The organism is Rhodoplanes sp. (genome assembly GCF_013377085.1).
Lineage (GTDB): Bacteria > Pseudomonadota > Alphaproteobacteria > Rhizobiales > Xanthobacteraceae > Rhodoplanes.
Genome location: NZ_JACAAX010000005.1, coordinates 117,373 through 136,131 on the forward strand (window position 1 = coordinate 117,373; position 18,759 = coordinate 136,131).

At 65.0% G+C, this 18,759-nt stretch carries 7 protein-coding genes; 4 read left to right on the top strand and 3 right to left on the bottom strand.

Annotated elements, in window-relative coordinates:
* Positions 1-177 precede the first annotated feature (177 nt).
* The 3 genes from HXX10_RS06060 to HXX10_RS06070 are packed head-to-tail and all read right to left on the bottom strand — an operon-like array spanning position 178 to position 2,385.
* A complete protein-coding gene (locus tag HXX10_RS06060; protein WP_296520706.1) occupies positions 178-1,173 on the bottom strand; it encodes a FecR domain-containing protein in 996 nt (331 codons plus the stop codon).
* 55 nt (positions 1,174-1,228) lie between these two features.
* A complete protein-coding gene (locus HXX10_RS06065) occupies positions 1,229-1,756 on the bottom strand; it encodes an RNA polymerase sigma factor (protein WP_296520708.1) in 528 nt (175 codons plus the stop codon).
* On the bottom strand, positions 1,753-2,385 hold the full coding sequence (locus HXX10_RS06070) for an STN domain-containing protein (protein ID WP_296520709.1): 633 nt from the start codon (positions 2,383-2,385) through the stop codon (positions 1,753-1,755). The genes HXX10_RS06065 and HXX10_RS06070 overlap by 4 nt, the downstream gene beginning before the upstream one ends.
* Positions 2,386-4,033: 1,648 nt before the next feature.
* Between HXX10_RS06070 and HXX10_RS06075 the strand changes: the two genes are divergently transcribed.
* The 4 genes from HXX10_RS06075 to HXX10_RS06090 all read left to right on the top strand — a co-directional run bounded on the left by HXX10_RS06075 (position 4,034) and on the right by HXX10_RS06090 (position 18,754).
* Positions 4,034-4,771, top strand: coding sequence for an STN domain-containing protein (locus HXX10_RS06075; protein WP_296520711.1), 738 nt, complete (start codon positions 4,034-4,036; stop codon positions 4,769-4,771).
* Entirely contained in the window at positions 4,762-5,283 is a 522-nt protein-coding gene (locus tag HXX10_RS06080; protein WP_296520713.1) for an RNA polymerase sigma factor, read from the top strand. The genes HXX10_RS06075 and HXX10_RS06080 overlap by 10 nt, the downstream gene beginning before the upstream one ends.
* Positions 5,284-5,382: 99 nt before the next feature.
* A complete protein-coding gene (locus HXX10_RS06085) occupies positions 5,383-6,384 on the top strand; it encodes a FecR domain-containing protein (protein WP_296520715.1) in 1,002 nt (333 codons plus the stop codon).
* Between the two features lie 166 nt (positions 6,385-6,550).
* A complete protein-coding gene (locus HXX10_RS06090; RefSeq protein ID WP_296520718.1) occupies positions 6,551-18,754 on the top strand; it encodes a filamentous haemagglutinin family protein in 12,204 nt (4,067 codons plus the stop codon).
* Positions 18,755-18,759: the final 5 nt, after the last annotated feature.

Sequence of the window (18,759 nt, forward strand, 5' to 3'; positions counted from 1 at the left end):
TCGCGGGGATTGCAGTCGATGCAAGCCGCGAACGAGAGCGTGCGACGTCCGCAAATTGCCCTCATCGTACTAGTCGGGAGGTCGCGGCAAAAACCCGCAAGAATTTTTGAAAATTGAAATGTGCTGGTGGTCTGAAGAGTTTTCGGCGATCGAGGCGCCGCTTCGCCGCCGTGCCGCTCAGGTCAGCAGCACCACCCCGCCGGGCAGCGACCGGGCCCGTGCGCCGATCGCCCGGCTGAGATAGTCGACGGCTTCGCCGATCTGATCGAGGCGGAAGCCGGCCACGACGGTCCGGTCCGCCAGGGCCTTGTTCAGCAGAACGATCCGTCCGGGCCGGTAACGGTTGATCTCTGCGATCACTTGGGCAAGCGGCACGTCGCGGAAAATGATCATGCCGCGTTTCCATGCCGTCACGACCGTCGGATCGATCGCGACCACCCGCGCCTGGGCGTCGCCGTCATAGGTCTGCTGCTGGCCAGCCGTCAGCACCGTGACAGACGAGGAGCGGGTCACCCGCACGACCCCTTCGGTGCAGGTCACGCAGACGAACGAACCATCACGCCGAACATCGAAATCCGCTCGATCGGCTTCGATCTGGACCTGCGCTGCCGCCACGCGCAGCGGTTGGGCGTCTGGCGCCTGGACCGAGACTGCGATCTGGCCGGAAACCAGCTCCAAGGCATGGCGCGTCCCGCCTGTGGCCGGTGCGACGAGGCTGGTCTGGGTATTCATGTCGACCGTGAGCCCCGGCCTGATTGCGAGTTGCCTCTGCTCTCCCGTCGCCGTCCGATAGTCGGCCCCGAGCTCGGCCAAAGACGGCCACAGCCCGAGCGGCGGCTGCACCACGACATACGCGATCGTCGCGGCCGCCGCCCCGGCCAGGAACGCCCGGCGTCCGATCCTGGTCCCGAACGCAAGCCGAGACGGCTCACCGGCATGACCGCGCGCTTTTGCCTCCCGCGCGACCTGTCCCAGTACATCCCAAAACAGGTTTGCTTCTGCAAACGCCCGCCGATGTCCCTCGCTCGCCATTCGCCAGCGATCCAACGCGTCAAGGTCCGCCCGGGTCATTTCGCCGGAACCGAGCCGCCGCATCCAAGTCAAGGCCTCGCGTTTGACGCGATCCAGCTCGGCGTCCCCGTCGGCGGACTCGTGATGGGGAGCGCTCACCATTCGCTGACTATTCCGTTTGGACGACGCAGCCCCATATCGCGGCTCCCCTCAACCCTCAAGACGGTTCACGAGAGCGATTTCCGCGGCGGGACGTAAGCGATTTCCCGAAACGCTCGGCAAGGAATTCAAAGGCCTGCTTCAACTCGCGGTCCACGGTATCGATGGAGATGCCGAACCGACTTGCGATCTCGCGATGGCGGAGCTCCTCCAGACGGGCGGCCAGAAAGATCGCCCGCCGCCGCGCCGGAAGCTGCTCGAGGGCCACGAGCAAGGCTTTCCATTCTTGCCGCGCCAGAACGATCTCCTCCGGATCGAGCTCATGGTCATCGCGGTGGCGCAGCGCTTCGATCGACACCTTGTCAACCCAACGGCGATCCGCCTCCCGGGAATCGGCCGCGACGTTCAGCGCTGCCCTGTAGAGATACGCATCCGGATTGTGGATTGTGGCCGCCGAGTCGGAGACGCCCAGGCGCAAATAGACTTCGTGCAAGACTTCGGTTGCGGCATCGGTCGACCCCAATCGCCGCACCAGCCGACTTTTCAGCTTGACATAATCCCGGATGAGAAGGTCGCGCAGCTTCACGGTACGCCGGGGGAGCTGTTGATGCGTCGGCTCCGAGCGGACGCATGGTCGGGGAAGCAGATGGTGTCGTCCGTCGTACGCGGGGTAATGGCCAACTTGATCGGCTGCGGAAGATTGGCCGGCACCGGCGTGTCGATCTCGATGCGCTGGAGCATGTCGGCGATGGCGATATCGCGGCCTGGACTGCCGGTCGAGACCGCAAGCTCCACCCGTTGCACGGTGCCCTCCGGTCGGAGCCAAAGACGTATCACGGTTCGGTAGTTCGTCGGGCGGGTGTCGTCCCGCCGGCATAGCGAGGCGACCGCGGCCCGCTGGACGGCGGCGGCGTAGTCCATGAAGCGTGGCAGCCGTTGCGCTTCGGCCGCGTGCGGCACCGGCACCAGCATGTAGGCGCTCGGGCCGATGGGCAGGCTGTTGAGCCCCGTTCCGGCCAGTAAGGATCTCAGCGCGTCATTTGGTGGAAATGCACCGCGGATGGCGTTGGACTTTCGGCTTCCGACGGTGACACTGTCGACCACGACCATGACATTGCTGAGAGTCATAAACCGTTCGAGCGCTGCGCCGAGAGGCTGTTCGGGAATGTCGAAATCGGTCGCAGCGGGCGATGCACTGTCCGAGTCTTTCGCCAATCCCGGCCTCGGCAGGGCGACAAGGGCTCCGTGTAGAAGCAGGAAGAGCAGGACTTTCGCGGCGTACAAGCCAGCCGGACTATGGCCCCTTCCAGCCCACGTCACGTCTCGACCCCTGGTCAAACAGAAAGTCACCGGGCCTGTGGGCAACTGCCTCCGCAGGTCGGCTCGAAATGCCTCGGTTTCCGGCCCAAACCCTCGCACGGTCAAGGTAGGTCGGTCGCATGACAATGATATGTCTGCGCGGCGATGCGTGGCGTCTGCTGCTTGGCCGATAACTCAACCCGGTTCGGCTGGCCCTTGCGGTCGAGCAGGAGATCGTCGAGGACTTTGAGTGAGGCGCTCAGGCGCGGAGGCTCAGTCGCGCAACATCCATGAGGTCGAGTCTTCGTCGGACCGCATCAGCACACCCTGCGGTTATTTGACGTACTGTATCGCTAAGCAAGGTTGTGGCGATTGCAGGCAAGGTGGGGCCGGTATTGGTACGTCAGCCGGCACGCGTCGCGGTGTCCGGATGGTCACGCAACCGGTCTATCCAGCAACGTAGGCTTGATCGTTACGCTTAAACGGCGAGTAAGCTGTCGTGATACGTCTGGTCGGCGGGCGCGCGGAAGATCTGGTCGACGCGGAGGGCTGGTCGGATCGGCCTTGGAGCCTCGGCGTCGTTCTCTGATCGAGCTCGTCGCGCGATCGCACGCCGCGGTGGAGTGCGCTTCGGTGGCACGTCACAGCGGTGTGCGGCACGGTGGCGCGCCAGCCCGAACAAAACTGCGAACACGTATATCATTGAAATTACAATATAAAATCCAGGTGCTGCACGGCGGGAGGGCTCGATTTACCGAGGCGGCTTTCGGGCGGAGCCATTTCTGAGTTTGTTCAAAGTCCTGGTGGCAGGGACGCCCGGCTGCCGACCGAAGCTGTGCGGTTGAAGAACGGGTGCTGGCTCGCCGTGCGGCATGGTCCCGTGGGATAAACTTTTCCGCCTCGGAAGGGTGCCCTCCGTGCCGTGGGTGCCTGAGCGAGCGCCACGGCTTTCTCTATTGTTGATGGGGGGCGGCGGAAGGTCATCCAGGGCTCCAGATTGCGTGTTCTCGCTGCAAGACGCCCAACGACATTCCAACTGGCCGCGCTGCGCCGTCTGCCAACGACGCTTTGGCTGGCTAGACCGCATCGACCGCAATATTCAGCGGCCGGGGCGCGATCTCGGCACCTATAACGACGAAGCCTTCGCTATTCATCCGCTTGTGGCTGACCTCGACTGCCCCCTTGCGCGAGGCCGCGTATGCCTCGGCCCGCGCCAAGAGCGGCGAACGCTGCGACAGGTCCCTCGCAGCGCCGGGGCGGCGGCTCAACTTAGGACCATAGCTCAGGCAGGAAATCAGCAAGGATGTTCAAGCGTCTGCCCAACACGAATGAGCAATGAGCCGCCACGAAGCGCCACGAAGCGCCATGAAGCGCATGCGTGCTGCAGTACGGGCAGGGCGAGCGACGGCGCCGGTTGTCGTCAAACCGTAATGTTGCCTCAATAGCCTAAGATCAGCGTTGGCTTGAGAGGTGCGCTGGCGCGTAATTCGGGTCGGCGGTGGGCAGATCGTGGCGCTTGGAGGCTGAACCCTGTCCTGATCTGCGTGCGCGGGCAGAGTGGTAAATGCTTCGAGCGGCTGGAGCCGACTTCAAACCAGATCGCGCCTGGTTCATTGTGCCTGAACCAGTCATTCGGCGGTGGGCGTCTCTATTGATTTCATGGACATGCGCCTTTGCCGCGACAGGCCTGGTAACTTCGACCCATCTGGCCACGGCTCAAACAGCGCCGACCAGCGCGCCGATCGCGTTCAACATCCCCTCGCAGCCGCTCGGTGACGCGCTCAATCGCTACGTCGAAGCGACCGGTCTTGACGCCCTCTATGACACGAGCCTTGCGGCGGGCCGGGTTTCCGGTGATGTCCGGGGCGTGTTTGCAGCGGACGAAGCGCTCAAGAAGCTGCTGTCCGGCACCGGTCTGACGGTCGAGTTCGTCGCCGCGACGACCTTTGTTCTGCTGCCGGCTCCGGCCGATCAGCAGGCCGTCCAGCAAGCACGCTCCCCGGAGCACCGGCGTTACTACGGACTGATCCAGGCCGGGATTACGGACGCCCTTTGCCGGTCCCGCGGCGCGCGGCCGGGACGCTATCGCTTCACCGCCGTGCTATGGATCGCTTCGGACGGCGCCGTCCGCAGGTCGCGGCGCATCGGGTCCACCGGCACGCCGGACGCCGATCAGCGGATTGACGCGGCCTTGCGCAACGTGAGGTTCAACGAGCCGCCGCCGACAGGTTTCTTGCAGCCGGTCCTGATCTTGATCGTGCCGCAAGGGCCCGAGGTGGTGCGAGGGTGCGAATGGCCATGACCGAGAACGCCCTTGCCATCATCCGCCGACTGTTTGTCGATCGCTATGACGACCTGAAAGCGCGATTAACCAGACGGCTCGGCTCGGCCGATCTCGCCGGCGATGCCATGCAGGAAACGTGGTTGCGCCTGGCGCGCACGGAATCGGTGGGTGTCGTCCAAAGCCCCAACAGCTATCTGTTCAGGATTGCTTTGAACGCTGCGGAGGATCGCTCCCGGACCGAGCGGCGGCAGCGTTTATTGCCCGTCGAGATCGAAAGCCTGCTTGAGCTGCCCGATCCCGCTCCTTCACCTGAGCGGATCATGTCGGCACGATCCGAGCTCGAGGCGTTCAATGCGATCGTCCGCGAACTGCCCGAACGGCGGCGGGAGATATTTTTGGCGGCGCGGGTCGGCAATGTCCCCCGCCAGGAAATCGCCGAGCGGCTCGGCATCTCCCGGCAGCTCGTCACGAAAGAGCTCCGGTTGGCCCTCGAACACTGCCTGGCGCGCTTCAAAGAATTGAAGGATTGAGCGTGTTCTTTGGGTCGCCGAAAACCGTCTTAGAAGTGAAACTCCTGCAATCGCCGTCTGTCTCCTCACGGAAGCGGCGGCGAAGGGTAAAATATTGAGATGAGGAACGCACATCCTGTCCTGGACCCCGTCGAGCGCGAAGCGGTCGACTGGCTGGAGAGGCTTACATCCGGAGAGATGACGCCAGAGGACGTTGCGACGCTGAAGCGCTGGCTGGCACGGAGTCGCCAGCATGAAGCCGCATTCTTGGACGCGAAGCGTCTCTGGCATACGGCCGGCGTCGCGGGCCATGCCTTGTTCGAACCGGATGCAAGCTTCGCGGGCAGGCTTGATGTGTTGGGACGGCGCCGTAAAAGGACGAGCCGTCGTGCGGTGTTATGCGGCGGCGGCGCGGTTCTTACTTCCGCATGCGTCTACGGCATGCTCGATCCGCCGTTTAGACTTTGGTCGTCTCTATCGGAACTCAGGGCCGATTACCGCACCGGCACGGGCGAGCAGCGCAACGTCATCTTCGTCGGCGACGTGACGATCAACCTGAACACGCAGACGAGCCTGGCCGTTCGGCCAACGGAAGGCGCGGAAGACCGGATTGAGTTGATCGCAGGCGAGGCGTCGTTCGCGACGCCGGCGCGCGCGGCGCGATCGCTCGTGGTGCTGGCGGCGGACGGCAGGACGATCGTCCAATCCGGCCGGTTCGATGTGCGCTTTACAGCAGGCGTTGCGCGCTCGCCCGTCAGCGTGACCTGCTTCGAGGGCGCGGTGCGGATCGAACGTGGACCCGACGTGACGGATCTGCAGCCCGGACAACGCGTGCGCTACGATCGCTCCGGACTAAGTGAGATTGCGGCGGTCGATCCGCAGGTCGCCTCCGAATGGCAGCGCGGCATCGTAGAGTTCCGTGGGACGCCACTCGGTGAAGCCGTGGACGAGATCAACCGGTATCGGCCTGGTCGCATCATTCTCATGAATGCGACCCTTGGCCAGAAGCAGCTCAGCGGGCGCTTTCGCATCGACCAGATGAACGAAGCCTTGTTGGGATTGGAGCGCGCATTCGGCGCCAAACTCCAGCGTTTGCCGGGCGGAATCGTGCTGCTGAGCTGATTCGAAACGCAGCACCAGAGAATCTCTTAAAATGCACTTGCGAATGTGTAGTCATCCGCCCCTCTGGATTCCGTCTTAGCGGTGAGACCTCTCTTGACCCCGAGGCGGCGGCGACATCTGGCCGCAACTTGGGGGAGGGGGGACCGTCGCTTGAAGGATCCACCCGATGCCCACCGATCTTCCCTCGCCGACCACTGGTTCAACGCGACGCATAGTGCGTCATGTGGCGCTGCTGGCCGGCGTCAGCTTGGCTGCGTTGTTGACGGCCACGCCGGACGCCTCTGCGGGATCGCTGCGTGTATCGGCGCCATCGCCACCGCAAGCCGCAATCAATGCATTGCAGTCAGCTGCTGCTGGTGCGGCGCAAGCCGGGCTCCAGGCGCAAATCTCCATGAGCCGCGCCGCCAGCTCCGTTCAGGCCCTGCAGGCCCTGCAATCGGCCGCGCGCAATGCCGCCGCGTCCTCGCTGCAAGCGGCCCCGAGCGGCATTCCGAATGGATTGCAGACCGGCGGACTGGACCGGGCGACCGACGCCAGCGCGGCCTGGATCGGCGCCGACTTGCCGACGCAGTTGCTGCAGGGCATCCGCACCCAGGTTAACATCGTTCAAACGCAGAAAAACGCGGTGCTGACCTGGCGCACCTTCAATATCAGCGAGACGACCGATCTGAGCTACAATCAGCAGGGCAACCGCGACTGGGTCGTTCTCAACCGCGTGATTGATCCGAACGCGGCGCCGAGCAAAATACTCGGCACCATCAAGGCCGACGGCACCGTGCTGGTGATCAACCAGAACGGGATCATCTTCGGTGGCACGGCGCAGGTGAACGTCGGCACGCTGGTGGCATCCGCGCTACCGATCAACGATGCCCTGTTGAACGCCAATATCCTCTATGGCAACCCGGACTACAAGTTCACCTTTTCTGCCTATAGCGAGGCGGCAGGCGAGAAGGGACCAACCGGCGCCTTCGATGCGCCGGCGGCGACCGAGCAATCCCAGAGAAGCAAGGTTGTCGTGGAAGCCGGGGCCCTGATCTCCACACCGACGACGTCTAACCATTACGGCGGACGTGTCGCGCTGATCGGTCCGGAAGTGATCAACCGGGGCACGATTCTCACGCCGGATGGTCAGACAATTCTGGCCGCCGGCCAGCAGGTGCAGCTTCGGTCGCATGATTCCAGCGATCCGAGCCTACGCGGGCTCGATGTCTATATCGGCTCGATCAATGCGCCGCGCCTCAAGGTCGCATCACCGTCGCTCGCGGCCCAGGATGGCGACGTCGTCACCGGCGTAGCGACCAACTCCGGATTGATCGAGGCGGAGCGGGGCAACATCACGATTGCCGGCCAATCCGTCAACCAACTCGGAGTGCTGGTGGCGACCACCTCCGCCTCGCTCAACGGTCGGATCGATCTACAGGCGGTCTACAATGTCGAGTTCGACAAGTCCGGCAACAAATATCCGCGCAGTACCGGGCTGGTCACGCTCGGGGCCGGAAGCCTCACTCGAATTATGCCCGAGTATCTCAACACCGAGAAAGTGATAGGAACCAAACTCGCACTGAACTCGCAGGTCAACATCACCGGGCTTGCCGCCTATCTCGGCGAGAATGCGCAAATCCTGGCGCCGAGTGGCGACGTGAAGATCCAGGCAGGAACCTACGACAGCCTCGGAAGGCTGCAATACACCGACGGGCAGATCTACCTCGACACCAACGCTGCGATCGACGTGTTCGGCTCGATCGTGAAGGGCAACGTCTCCGACAATATCATCGCCGTCGAGCTTCTCGGTGCCCAGCTTGCGGACTCTCCCCTTCAGCGTAACGGCTTTTTGCGCACCAAGACGATTTATGTCGATATTCGCCAGACCGGCGTCCGCGCGGATGGCTTGGCCTGGATCGGCACGCCGCTCGCGGATGTCTCGGGCCACGTAGGCCTCATCCAGCGCAATGTTGGCGAGCTGACCACCGCCGGTGGCTCCGTCACGCTGAATGCAGGCGCCTCAGTGGTTATGCAGCGAGGCTCGACACTCAACGTCTCGAACGGCTGGATCGACTATCAGGGCGGTGTCGTTCGGACGACGCGTCTTCTCGGCGCCGACGGTCGCACGTATGATATCAGCGAGGCGACGCCCGATCGTGTCTATATCGGCTTCGCCGGTGAAAGGACGCGCTTCCACGAGCGCTGGGGCGTCACCGAGACCTGGACATCGCCGTTCGCCAAGCGCGCCACTTATCAGGAGGGATATCTATACGGCGCTGCCGGCGGCAAGGTCGCCATGCAGACGCGTAGTGCCGCGCTCGATGGCCAATTCTTGGGGAACGTCATTTCCGGGATACGCCAGCGGACGGTACGGCCCGGCGCAAGCACGTTCTCGCTCGACGGCGTTCTCCCCATCAGCAGCGCCGAAATGCCCGCTCCCCTGTCTCAGGACGTGATTTTCCAGGCGGATTTCGTCCATCAGCCGGTGGCGCCGTTCGATCCAAAGGGACCGTTGCTGCTCTCCTCAGAGCCAATCCATCTCACGCCCGATCTGTTCCGCGAGAGGGGCTTCGGCAATGTGTCGATCAACAGCGGCAACGGCGACATCAAGGTGTTGTCGAAAATTTCGGGGCAGCCTGGAGGCTCGCTCACGCTCGCGGGCAGGAACATCGACATCGCCGCCAACATCGCGTTACCGGGCGGCAGCCTGAAATTCACAACCACCAATGTCGATCCCGGCGTCATTTCTCGCCCCGGTGAGGCTAAAGTCGCCGACGTCGCCGAACGGGGACGCTTAATCATCCGAGCGAACGTCGCGCTCGACACCGCCGGCCTGATCGTCGATCAAACCTTTCCAGATAGCCTCGCGCTACCGTTGGTGCTCAACGGCGGCTCGATCACCCTCGACGCGCTGCATCTCGACTTGCACCAGGGGAGCATCATCGACGTCTCGGGTGGTGCTGCCTTAGGCCGCGTCAGCAAGCTGATTAAGGGCAATGGCGGTAGCCTGACACTGCGCGGTGGTGTGGATCCCCTCATTCTCAGCGTCGCGGTCGGCCAGCTCAATCTCGGCGCAACTCTCAAGGGCTATGCGTTGGGCAAAGGCGGCGCGCTGGCCATCGAGGTTTTCCGGCGCATCCAGATCGGCGGAAGCGCCGCCGATGCCGACACGCTTCTGCTCTCGCCGGACTTCTTCAATACTGGCGGATTTGCAGGCTTCTCGCTGACCGGCAGCCTCGGCGTCGAGGTCGCTTCCGGCACGCTCATCGCGCCGCAGGTGGAAAGCTACACGCCCGTATTTGCTGATGGGGGGGTCATGCTCATGCCCACACTCCTCGATCCGGCCTTGCGCTCGGCGGTCTCGCTGTCGCTCAGCGCAGGAAAGCTCGAGCTCCAGCACACGGACGTCGTGATCGCGGAAGGGGCGACGATCCGGCTCGATCCGACGCTTTCCGGGGGCAGTGGCGTCAGCATCAAGGCGCCGTTCGGCTCGGCCAATATCTATGGATCGATCCTGGCGCCCGGCAGCAAGGTCACGATCATTGGCTCGCCCGGCTTGGATTTTCCTGGCCGCATATCGGTCGTTCTGGGTGCAGGCAGCGTGGTCTCGACGGCAGGCACAACAGTCCTTGCACCCGACGTGCTGGGCCTGCGCCAGGGCCGGGTCCTGAACGGCGGCTCCATTTCGGTTTCCGGCAATATCGACGCGCGCTTCGATGCGCACGCCACCACTCTTCTCGACGTGTCGGGGACGAGCGGCATCCTCGATGTTCCGTCCGGCGGCGCGCCGCTCTCCGGCCGTCGCTACGCACCACAGCAGATCGACAGCGACGCTGGCGCAATCGTCCTCGACGTTGGCGAGCAGTTCTCGATGTCTGGCATTGCCCTGCGCGGCGCCGCCGGTGGCCCGGCAGCCAATGGCGGTGCCCTTACAGTAAGGAGCACGAAGATAGGCGGAGTCGCGGTCAGTCAGGCTCCGTCCGGCAGCGGCATCTTCGCCGTCGGTGCCTTCCGCGATGGTGGGTTCGATGATCTGACGCTCGAAGGCAATATCAGTTTCCGGGGACCGCTCGTCGAGATTGCTACGCTCCGCAGCCTCACCATCGGCACGACGGGTCTCATCACGGCCGAGGGCGAGGTCCGCCTCGATGCGCCCCATGTCGCGATGGGATGGACCTACGAGACACAGCCGAAGGGGACCGATCCGAACACGGGCAAGCCTGCCCTCCTTCCCACGCTGATCCCCAAAACGGATTCCGGAGAAATGTCATTGGCGGAACCGACGTTCGGCGCGGGCTCGCTGAACGTCACCGCGTCGGTGATCGATATCGGCGGCCTGGCGCTGCGCGGCATCGGGCGGGTGAACCTGGACGCTTCGCGCGGCGACATCCGCGGCTACGGCACCTTCGCGGCGGTTGGCGACATCATGCTGACGGCGGGGCAGATTCATCCGGCGACGGCGACGATATTCACCGTCGCGGCGCTCGATCACGGCGGCACGCCGGGACGGGTCACCATCAATCCAGGCACCGTCGAGCGCACGCTGCCGCTTTCGGCCGGCGGCACACTGAACGTCTTTGCGAGTGAGATCCATCAAAACGGCGTGCTGCTCGCGCCGCTCGGGATCATCAATCTCGGCAGCACCACACCCCAGGTCGGCAAATTTGGGAATGCCCCGAACGTCCTCACGCAGACCTACGACACGACCAAGACCCTGACCCTTGGCGCGAGCAGCGTCACCTCGGTCTCGGCGGTCGATCCGCACACGGGGGTGGCGCTGACGCTCCCCTACGGCACCATGGTCAACGCCACCGCCTGGATCGATCCGAGCGGCAAAGACATCACCGCCGGCGGGGTGTCGGCCAAGGCCGTCACACTCGCGGGAAAGAGCGTCGAGATCGGTGCAGGAGCCACCATCGACCTGCGCGGCGGCGGCGATCTTTTCGCCTACAATTGGGTGAAGGGTCTGGGCGGCACCCGGGACATCCTGGCCACGTCCTCGAGCTTTGCCATCCTGCCCGGCTACGGCGCCGACTATGCGCCGCTCGCCTCGATCGCGGCTTCCGACAGCGGCTGGAGCACCGCGTCGCTATCCATCGGCGAGCGGGTCTGGTTGCCCGCGAGCAATGGCTTGGCGGCCGGCTACTACACGCTGCTACCGGCGCGCTATGCGCTGCTGGCGGGCGCCTTCCTCGTCACGCCCAAGGACGCGCCGATGACCAAGGCCGGCATCAGCGTCCGGCAGCTCGATGGGTCGAGCATCGTGACGGGCTATCTGGGCAACGCGCTGACGCAAACGCGCGCCTCGCTTCCGACCGCCTTCGAGGTGGTGCCGGCCGCCGTCGTGCACGAGCGTGCGCAATACGACCTCTATTCGGCCAATGTCGCGCTGCGCGATGGCGCTCTTGCGCGCGATGCGGTCGTGCCGCGCCTGCCGATCGACGCGGGCCAACTCGTCCTGTCGGCGACGCGATCCCTGAACATCCGAGGGCAGGCTTTGATGAGCGCTCCCGCCGGCGGCCTGGGTGGCATTGTGGACATCTCGACCACCGGCAACATCGTCGTCAACAGCACCGGAGAAGGCGCCGCGACCAACACGCTTTACATCGTTGGCGCCGGTCTCAACACCTTCGGCGCGGAAAGCCTGCTCATCGGCGGCATCCGCAGCAGCACGAAGGTGGGTACCACCGTCACGGTCGAGGCATCGAATATCGAGATCGACAATGGCGACGCAGATCCACTCTCCGGTCCGGACATCATCCTTGTCGCGAAAGGCGGTGTGATGCTGCGCGACGGCGCCGCCATAGCCCAGGCGGGTACGCTCTCCACTCGGGCCCAAACGCTCCGGATAGACGGCAACGGCGCCCTGCTGCGGGTCAGCAGCGACGCCTCGGCCGAGGTGATCCGCTCCGGCGTCAATCCGGTAGCGTCCGGCAGCCTGACGGTCGCGGCGAACGCCCGCATCTCCGGCGTCAGCGTTATCCTCGATTCGACGAACGTCACCACCTTGGATCGCTCAGCGAGCCTCACCGCCAACACCCTGACGCTGGGCGGCGGCCAAATCAGCCTTCTGTTCGACGGCGCCGGCACGCCGCCGAGGACCGGCCTCGTCCTGCCGAGCACATTGCTCGATGGCCTGCAGAACACGATTAACCGGCTGGCGCTGCTCAGCTATTCTTCGATCGACTTCTACGGGACGGGCGCAGTGGGCGCCCTGGACGCCGCCGGGCGTCCCACGCTCGACCGCCTGGCGCTGCATGCGCCGGCGCTGCGCGGCTTCAACGCAGGCAGCGGCGGCATGACCTTCAACGCCCGAAACGTGGTCATCGACAACAACTCAAATATCGCCGCGCCGGCGGCCGGCACGAGCGGTCCTTTGGGCGGCGCGCTGATCTTTAACTCTGAAACCCTCACCATCGGCGCGAACGCGGTTCGCGTGGATGGCTACGCCCGCCTCGACCTCCGGGCTACCGGCGGCGTGCTGCTGGACCGGACAGGCGGACTCACTGCGTCAGGCGATATCACCGTCACCGCGCCGGTCATCACCGCCAGCTCCGCCGCGAAGCAGGGGCTGACCGCCAGCGGCATACTGAGCATCTTCGCAGTGGCTGGTGAGACGGCCGTCACCGGCGGTCTCGGTGCCGACGTGACGCTGGCCGGCGCGCGCATCGACATGAACGGCGCTGTGCGCCTGCCGAGCGGTCGACTGACGCTGCACGCCACCGGCACGGCGGTTGGCTCGGATGTCGTGGTCGGCGGCACGCTCGATGCCGGCGGCAGCGAAAAAGCCATCAACGACAAGGTCCAGTATACGAGCGGAGGCGAGATTACGCTGAGGTCCGATTTCGGCTCGGTCGTTGTTGCGGAAACGGGCCGCATCGACGTCTCGGCGCGGCCGCAGGCCGGCAACGCCGGCGTCCTGACCATCGTCGCGACGAAGGGAACCTTCGCGGTGCTGGGCATGCTTAGCGGACGGGCCGGAAATGGCGGGCTCGGCGGCGCGCTCGGGCTCGACGTTGGCAGCTTGCCGACGCTCGGCAGCCTCAACGCGGCGCTCGATCGCGGCGGCTTCGATGAGAGCGGCATCCGCGTGCGCGGCGGCGACGTGCTGATCGACGGCAGCGCGCGGGCGCGGCGCTACCTCGCCGCAGCCGATAGCGGCGCTATCATTGTTGCGAGCGGCACGACCCTCGACGCCTCCGGCGAGACCGGCGGCTATATCGGGCTATACGGCTATAATGGGGTCACGCTGCAGGGCGGCTCGAATCTCACAGTCGCGGCGCAGAAGTTCAACGCCGCCGGCAAGGGGGGCGTCATCGCCCTCGAGGTCGGACAGGCCAAGGATGTCGGCGGCGTCTTGACACCGGGCGTCGGCTGGCTCGACGTGCAAGCGGGCGCGCTCATCGACCTGTCGGTGGCGGGCGGACCGGGCGGCACGCTGCAATTGCGCGCACCGCGCATCAGCGGCCTCGACGCGGCGGGCAAACCGATCCCGATCCCGGTGAACAGCGCCTCGGGCGGCAGCGATCTCGCCATCAAGCCGCTGGCGGGCACCATCCGCAGCGCCGGAAGCGTGGTCGCGGAAGGCTTCCAGGCGTTCGACCTCACCAGCACCGGCACGCTCACCGCGGCCCTACAGACCAGCGCCGATGCGCTCGCGCAGCAGTTCGCGGCCAACACCGCCGCCATCAGGGCCAGACTGCTCGCCGGCACGCCCAGCGCCGGGCTGGGCTCCGCCTTCCATCTGCGGCCGGGCGTCGAGTTCGTCAGCCGCGGCGATCTGCAATGGGGCAGCGGCAGCGGCGCGACGGCAGCGCTGGTGTGGGAATTGTCCAAACTGCGCTACGGCCCCGGCGTCGTCGCCGGCGTCGCCGGCTCGGGCGAACCCGGCATCCTGACGATGCGCGCGGCCGGCAACCTGATCTTCCAGGGTTCGCTCAGCGACGGCTTCATGCCGGGCGCGAGCAACACCACGATCACCAACACGCTGCTGCCAGCCGGGAGCCAATCCTGGTCCTATCGCTTGGTCGCGGGCGCCGATCTCGGCGGCGCGGAGTTCCGGCAGGTTCTGCCGCTGGACAAGCTCGGCGGCGATTCCGGTTCGTCGGGCTCGCTGCTTCTGGGGCGGCCAAACGGCAGCGGCGTTGCTCCGGACGCCACCCTCACCACCGCGGCGGCCAAGCTGGGCTACGACCAGTTGATCCGGACCGGCACCGGCGACATCGACATTGCGGCTGGCCGCGACGTGCAGATCCGCAGCCTTTTCTCCACCATCTACACGGCGGGCAGCCGGGTCATACCAGGCTACACCTCGACCGCGACCCTCAATCCGGGCGGCAGCGTCAGCATGAGGTCCGATGTGCCGCTGCTGTTTCCGAACGGCACGGGAACGGGGACCGTGACCGCCAATGTGGACAGCCTCGTCACCTATCTGAGCCCATCGGGCACCAACGTCACCCTCACGAACCCCGCAGGCACGATCTACGGTTTCTCTGAAGGCTACAGCACCGACGCTCTCACGGGCGGGATCAATTATGGGACGAACTATGTCAAGCTGTCCGGCCTGAGGGCGGTGATCGACACGAGATTCGTTGGGGCTGCCGTGTATGTGCCGTCGGGCGGCGAAATCGCCGGCTTCACGCCCGGCTCGCGAATCTACATCGGACACAGCGGCAACAACAGCAGTCTCGCTGCGGGCCGCGACATCCCCGCGGGTGGTCTGACCACCTCCGGTCCAGGCATAGCCTATATTCCGAGCGGCGGGGCTTACGAGGCGGTTGCCTTCAACGCCGGGGAGGCCTTGCCGCTTCTGACGGGCGACTTCAACGGCCGGGGCGCGTATATCGTTTTGACCGAGGGCGGTTCGGTGCGGACCACCGGCACGCTGATCCTACCTGCCGGCTCCCTGACGCTGACGGCACCGAACGCCAGCGCCTCTTTCCAGCTCCGCTATCTGCCGGCCGAAACCACTTTGAGGCTCGAGGATTCCGCCGGCGGGGGGATCAGCTATCGCGTCCCCACGAGTACTCAGGGGGCCGCCCTCAAGATGCCGACGCCGAGCTTTGTCGTTACCGAGCCGCTGCACGCGGGCCAGTCGGTGACGCTGCGGGCCGGAAGCTCCGTGACCGCGGCGGCAAACTGCACCGCAGCGGCGAACTGCACCCTGTCTCTGTCTCCGACCAGCACGGCCGCCACGGTGACCCTGCCGATCGCCGACGCGTCGGGCAACACCTACGTCTTCGACGTACCGAAACCGGGCAGCGACGGGCTGCGGTTGCAGGGCGGAGCATCGGACACGGCCAGTCAATTGCAGTTGTACACGCTTCCATTCACGACGCCCCAATACAGCTCCGGAGGCGGTGATGTCACCATCGCGGCCGGGCGCGACATCGTCCATCAGCAGGTATTGGGCTCCGGCCAGCTGGCTTCGTCGCAGCAGATGCCGATCAACTGGCTCTACCGCCGCAGCAGCGCCGAGAACGGCATCTTCGCGCAAGGCTATTACGGCGATATCGGCTCGACGACCTGGTGGATCGACTACAGCAACTTCTTCCAGGGCGTCGGAGCCCTCGGCGGCGGCAATCTCACCCTGGCCGCCGGCCGCGACGTCATCAACACGAGCGCCGTGATTCCGACCAATGCCTGGATGCCCTACAAGACCGTCCGGGCCGACGGCACCGTCGACAAGCTCGTCGCCAACCAGCCGTTGTTCGAATTTGGCGGCGGCGATCTGACGGTTCAGGCCGGCCGCAACATCGACGCCGGCGTCTACTATGTCGAGAAGGGCCACGGCGTATTGCAGGCAGGCGGCAACATCCAGACCAATGCGACGCGACGGACCATCATCGGCGACACCTCCGTGAGCCCGATCGAATGGCTGCCGACCACGCTGTTCCTCGGCAAAGGCGGGTTCGACGTCGCCGCGCGCGGCAACCTTCTGATGGGCCCGGTGGCCAATCCCTTTCTGTTGCCGCAGGGCGAATTGAACGGAACCTGGGCGCGGTCCTATTTCTCCACCTATGCGCCGGACAGCTACGTCTCGGCGTCCTCGCTCACCGGCGATGTCACCCTGAAAGGCGCGGGGGAAGCCGGGCTCGAACCCGGCACGCTCGCCCAGTGGTTCACCAACATCCTGGCCTGGGACAACAAACAGGGCATCGTCAGCAACAGCCACACGCGGCCCTGGCTCAGATTGACCGAGGCAGGACAAATCACAAATCTGCTCGAGTACCCGGTAAAGGTTTCCGGCCTTGCTTCAGACATAGTTGGGCAGGCCGTCGGCTCCGTCTATCGTGGACAGATCGGGTTGATGGCGCCGAACCTCGGGGTTGCCGCCTTCTCCGGCGACATCAACATCGTCAATAGGCTGGTCCTCGCGCCTTCCCCGAGCGGGACCGTCAGCCTGTTCGCCGACGGAACGATCGACGGTTTCCAGGCTTACGACTACCAATCCTACGGGTCGCGAACCTACTACAAGACCGGTACGATCAATCTCTCCGACGTCGATCCCAACCTCGTCCCGGGCATCCGCACGCCGATGACACTGCGCTACTCCGATTCATCACTGCCGATGTCGAGCTTCCACGTCTCTGCAAGGAGCCCGACCGTGTCGACGGAATTTTTCAACACTCTGTTCGACGAGACCGGCGCGACCAAGGGCACGCCCACTTTCGTGCGTCAGTCGCTGCACGATGCCGATGGGCTGCACCTGAACGATCCCGAGCCCGTTCAAATCTACGCGGGCCGCGGCGATGTTTCGGGGCTGAAATTGTTCTCGCCCAAGGTCACACAGGTCTTCGCCGGACATGACATTACCGACGTTGCCTTCTACATCCAGAACCTCAAGACGGACGATATCAGCCGAATCATCTCCGGCCGCGATATCCGGCCCTTTAACGAGACCTCGCCCGCGCGGATCGCCCACGGCATCATCGCTGGCGGGAATTCCAGCGCGGCCTTGGAAAAAATCGTCGATCCGGTCCCCGGCGATATTTCGATTGGCGGCCCGGGGACGCTGCAGATTCTGGCCGGCCGGAACCTCGACCTCGGCGGCGCGCCGATCAGCACGGCAACTGCCCAGCAATTCAGCGCCTTGGGCCTGGCGCGCGGCATCGTCAGCATCGGCGACGCACGCAACCCCTATCTGCCGCGCGCCGGCGGAGCCAGCATCATCGCTGTGGCAGGGCTGGGCGGCGGCGACCTCGACGTTCCCGCCTTCGTCGCGGATTTCCTGAATCCCGCGACGGCCGGTACGCGCGCCGCCCGCTATCTGCCCGAGCTCGGCAAGCGGCTCGGCCTTTCGGGTGGCGACGATAAGAAGGTCTGGGCGGCGTTCAACGCCTTGCCGGATAAGCAGAAGCAGATCCACGCGCTCGGCATCTTCTATCTCGTCCTGCGCGATGCGGGGCGCGATCACAATGACCCGGATGCGCCGGGCGGCAGCAGAAACTACGAGGCCGGATACAAGGCGATCGCCAGGCTGTTCCCCGGCGACAGCTGGAGCGGGGACATCTCGCTCACCGCGCGCGAAGTCAAGACCGAGACCGGCGGCGACATCAGCCTGCTCGCGCCGGGAGGTGGCCTGCTGGTCGGCTACGATCTCACCGGGAGCAAGCAGCCGCTCGATCAAGGCATCATGACGCTGCGCGGCGGCAATATCTCGATCTTCGCGCATGACAGCGTGACGGTCGGCACCTCGCGCATCTTCACCTTCAGCGGCGGCAATGAGATCATCTGGTCGAGCTTCGGCAACATCGCGGCCGGCAGCGCCTCCAAGACGCTGCAGGCGGCAGCGCCGGGCCGCTATCTGATCGACCCCGAAACCGGTGCTTCGATCCTCGATCTCGGCGGCCTTGCGACGGGCGGCGGCATCGGCGTGCTGCAGACGCGCGCGGACGCACCGCCGAGCGATGTCGATCTCATCGCGCCGTCCGGCTACATCGACGCCGGCGACGCCGGCATCCGCTCGTCGCGCAACGTGAACCTCGCCGCAATGCAAATTCTCAATGCGTTCAACATCCAGGCGCAGGGGACGACGACGGGCGTGCCGACCGTCCAGGCGCCCAACATCGGCAGTTTGGCGGATACGTCCAATACTGCGGGATCTGCCGCTCGACAGGCCGCTCAGCCTGCAACCAATTCCGGCGGTGCACAGGCTTCGGTCATCATCGTCGAGATTATCGGTTACGGTGGGGGAAGCGGAGACGAGCAGCCTGATGACGGTCAACGCCGTGGCCAAGGGCGACAAAGCAGCAATATCAATTATGAATCGAACGGTATGGTCCGCGTCCTCGGCAATGGCAGGTTCACCGCGGAAGACATCACGCAGTTGACAGCGGACGAACGCAATAGACTGACCAGCGAGGCCTTTGCGCCAAATTCCCCGTGAGGTCG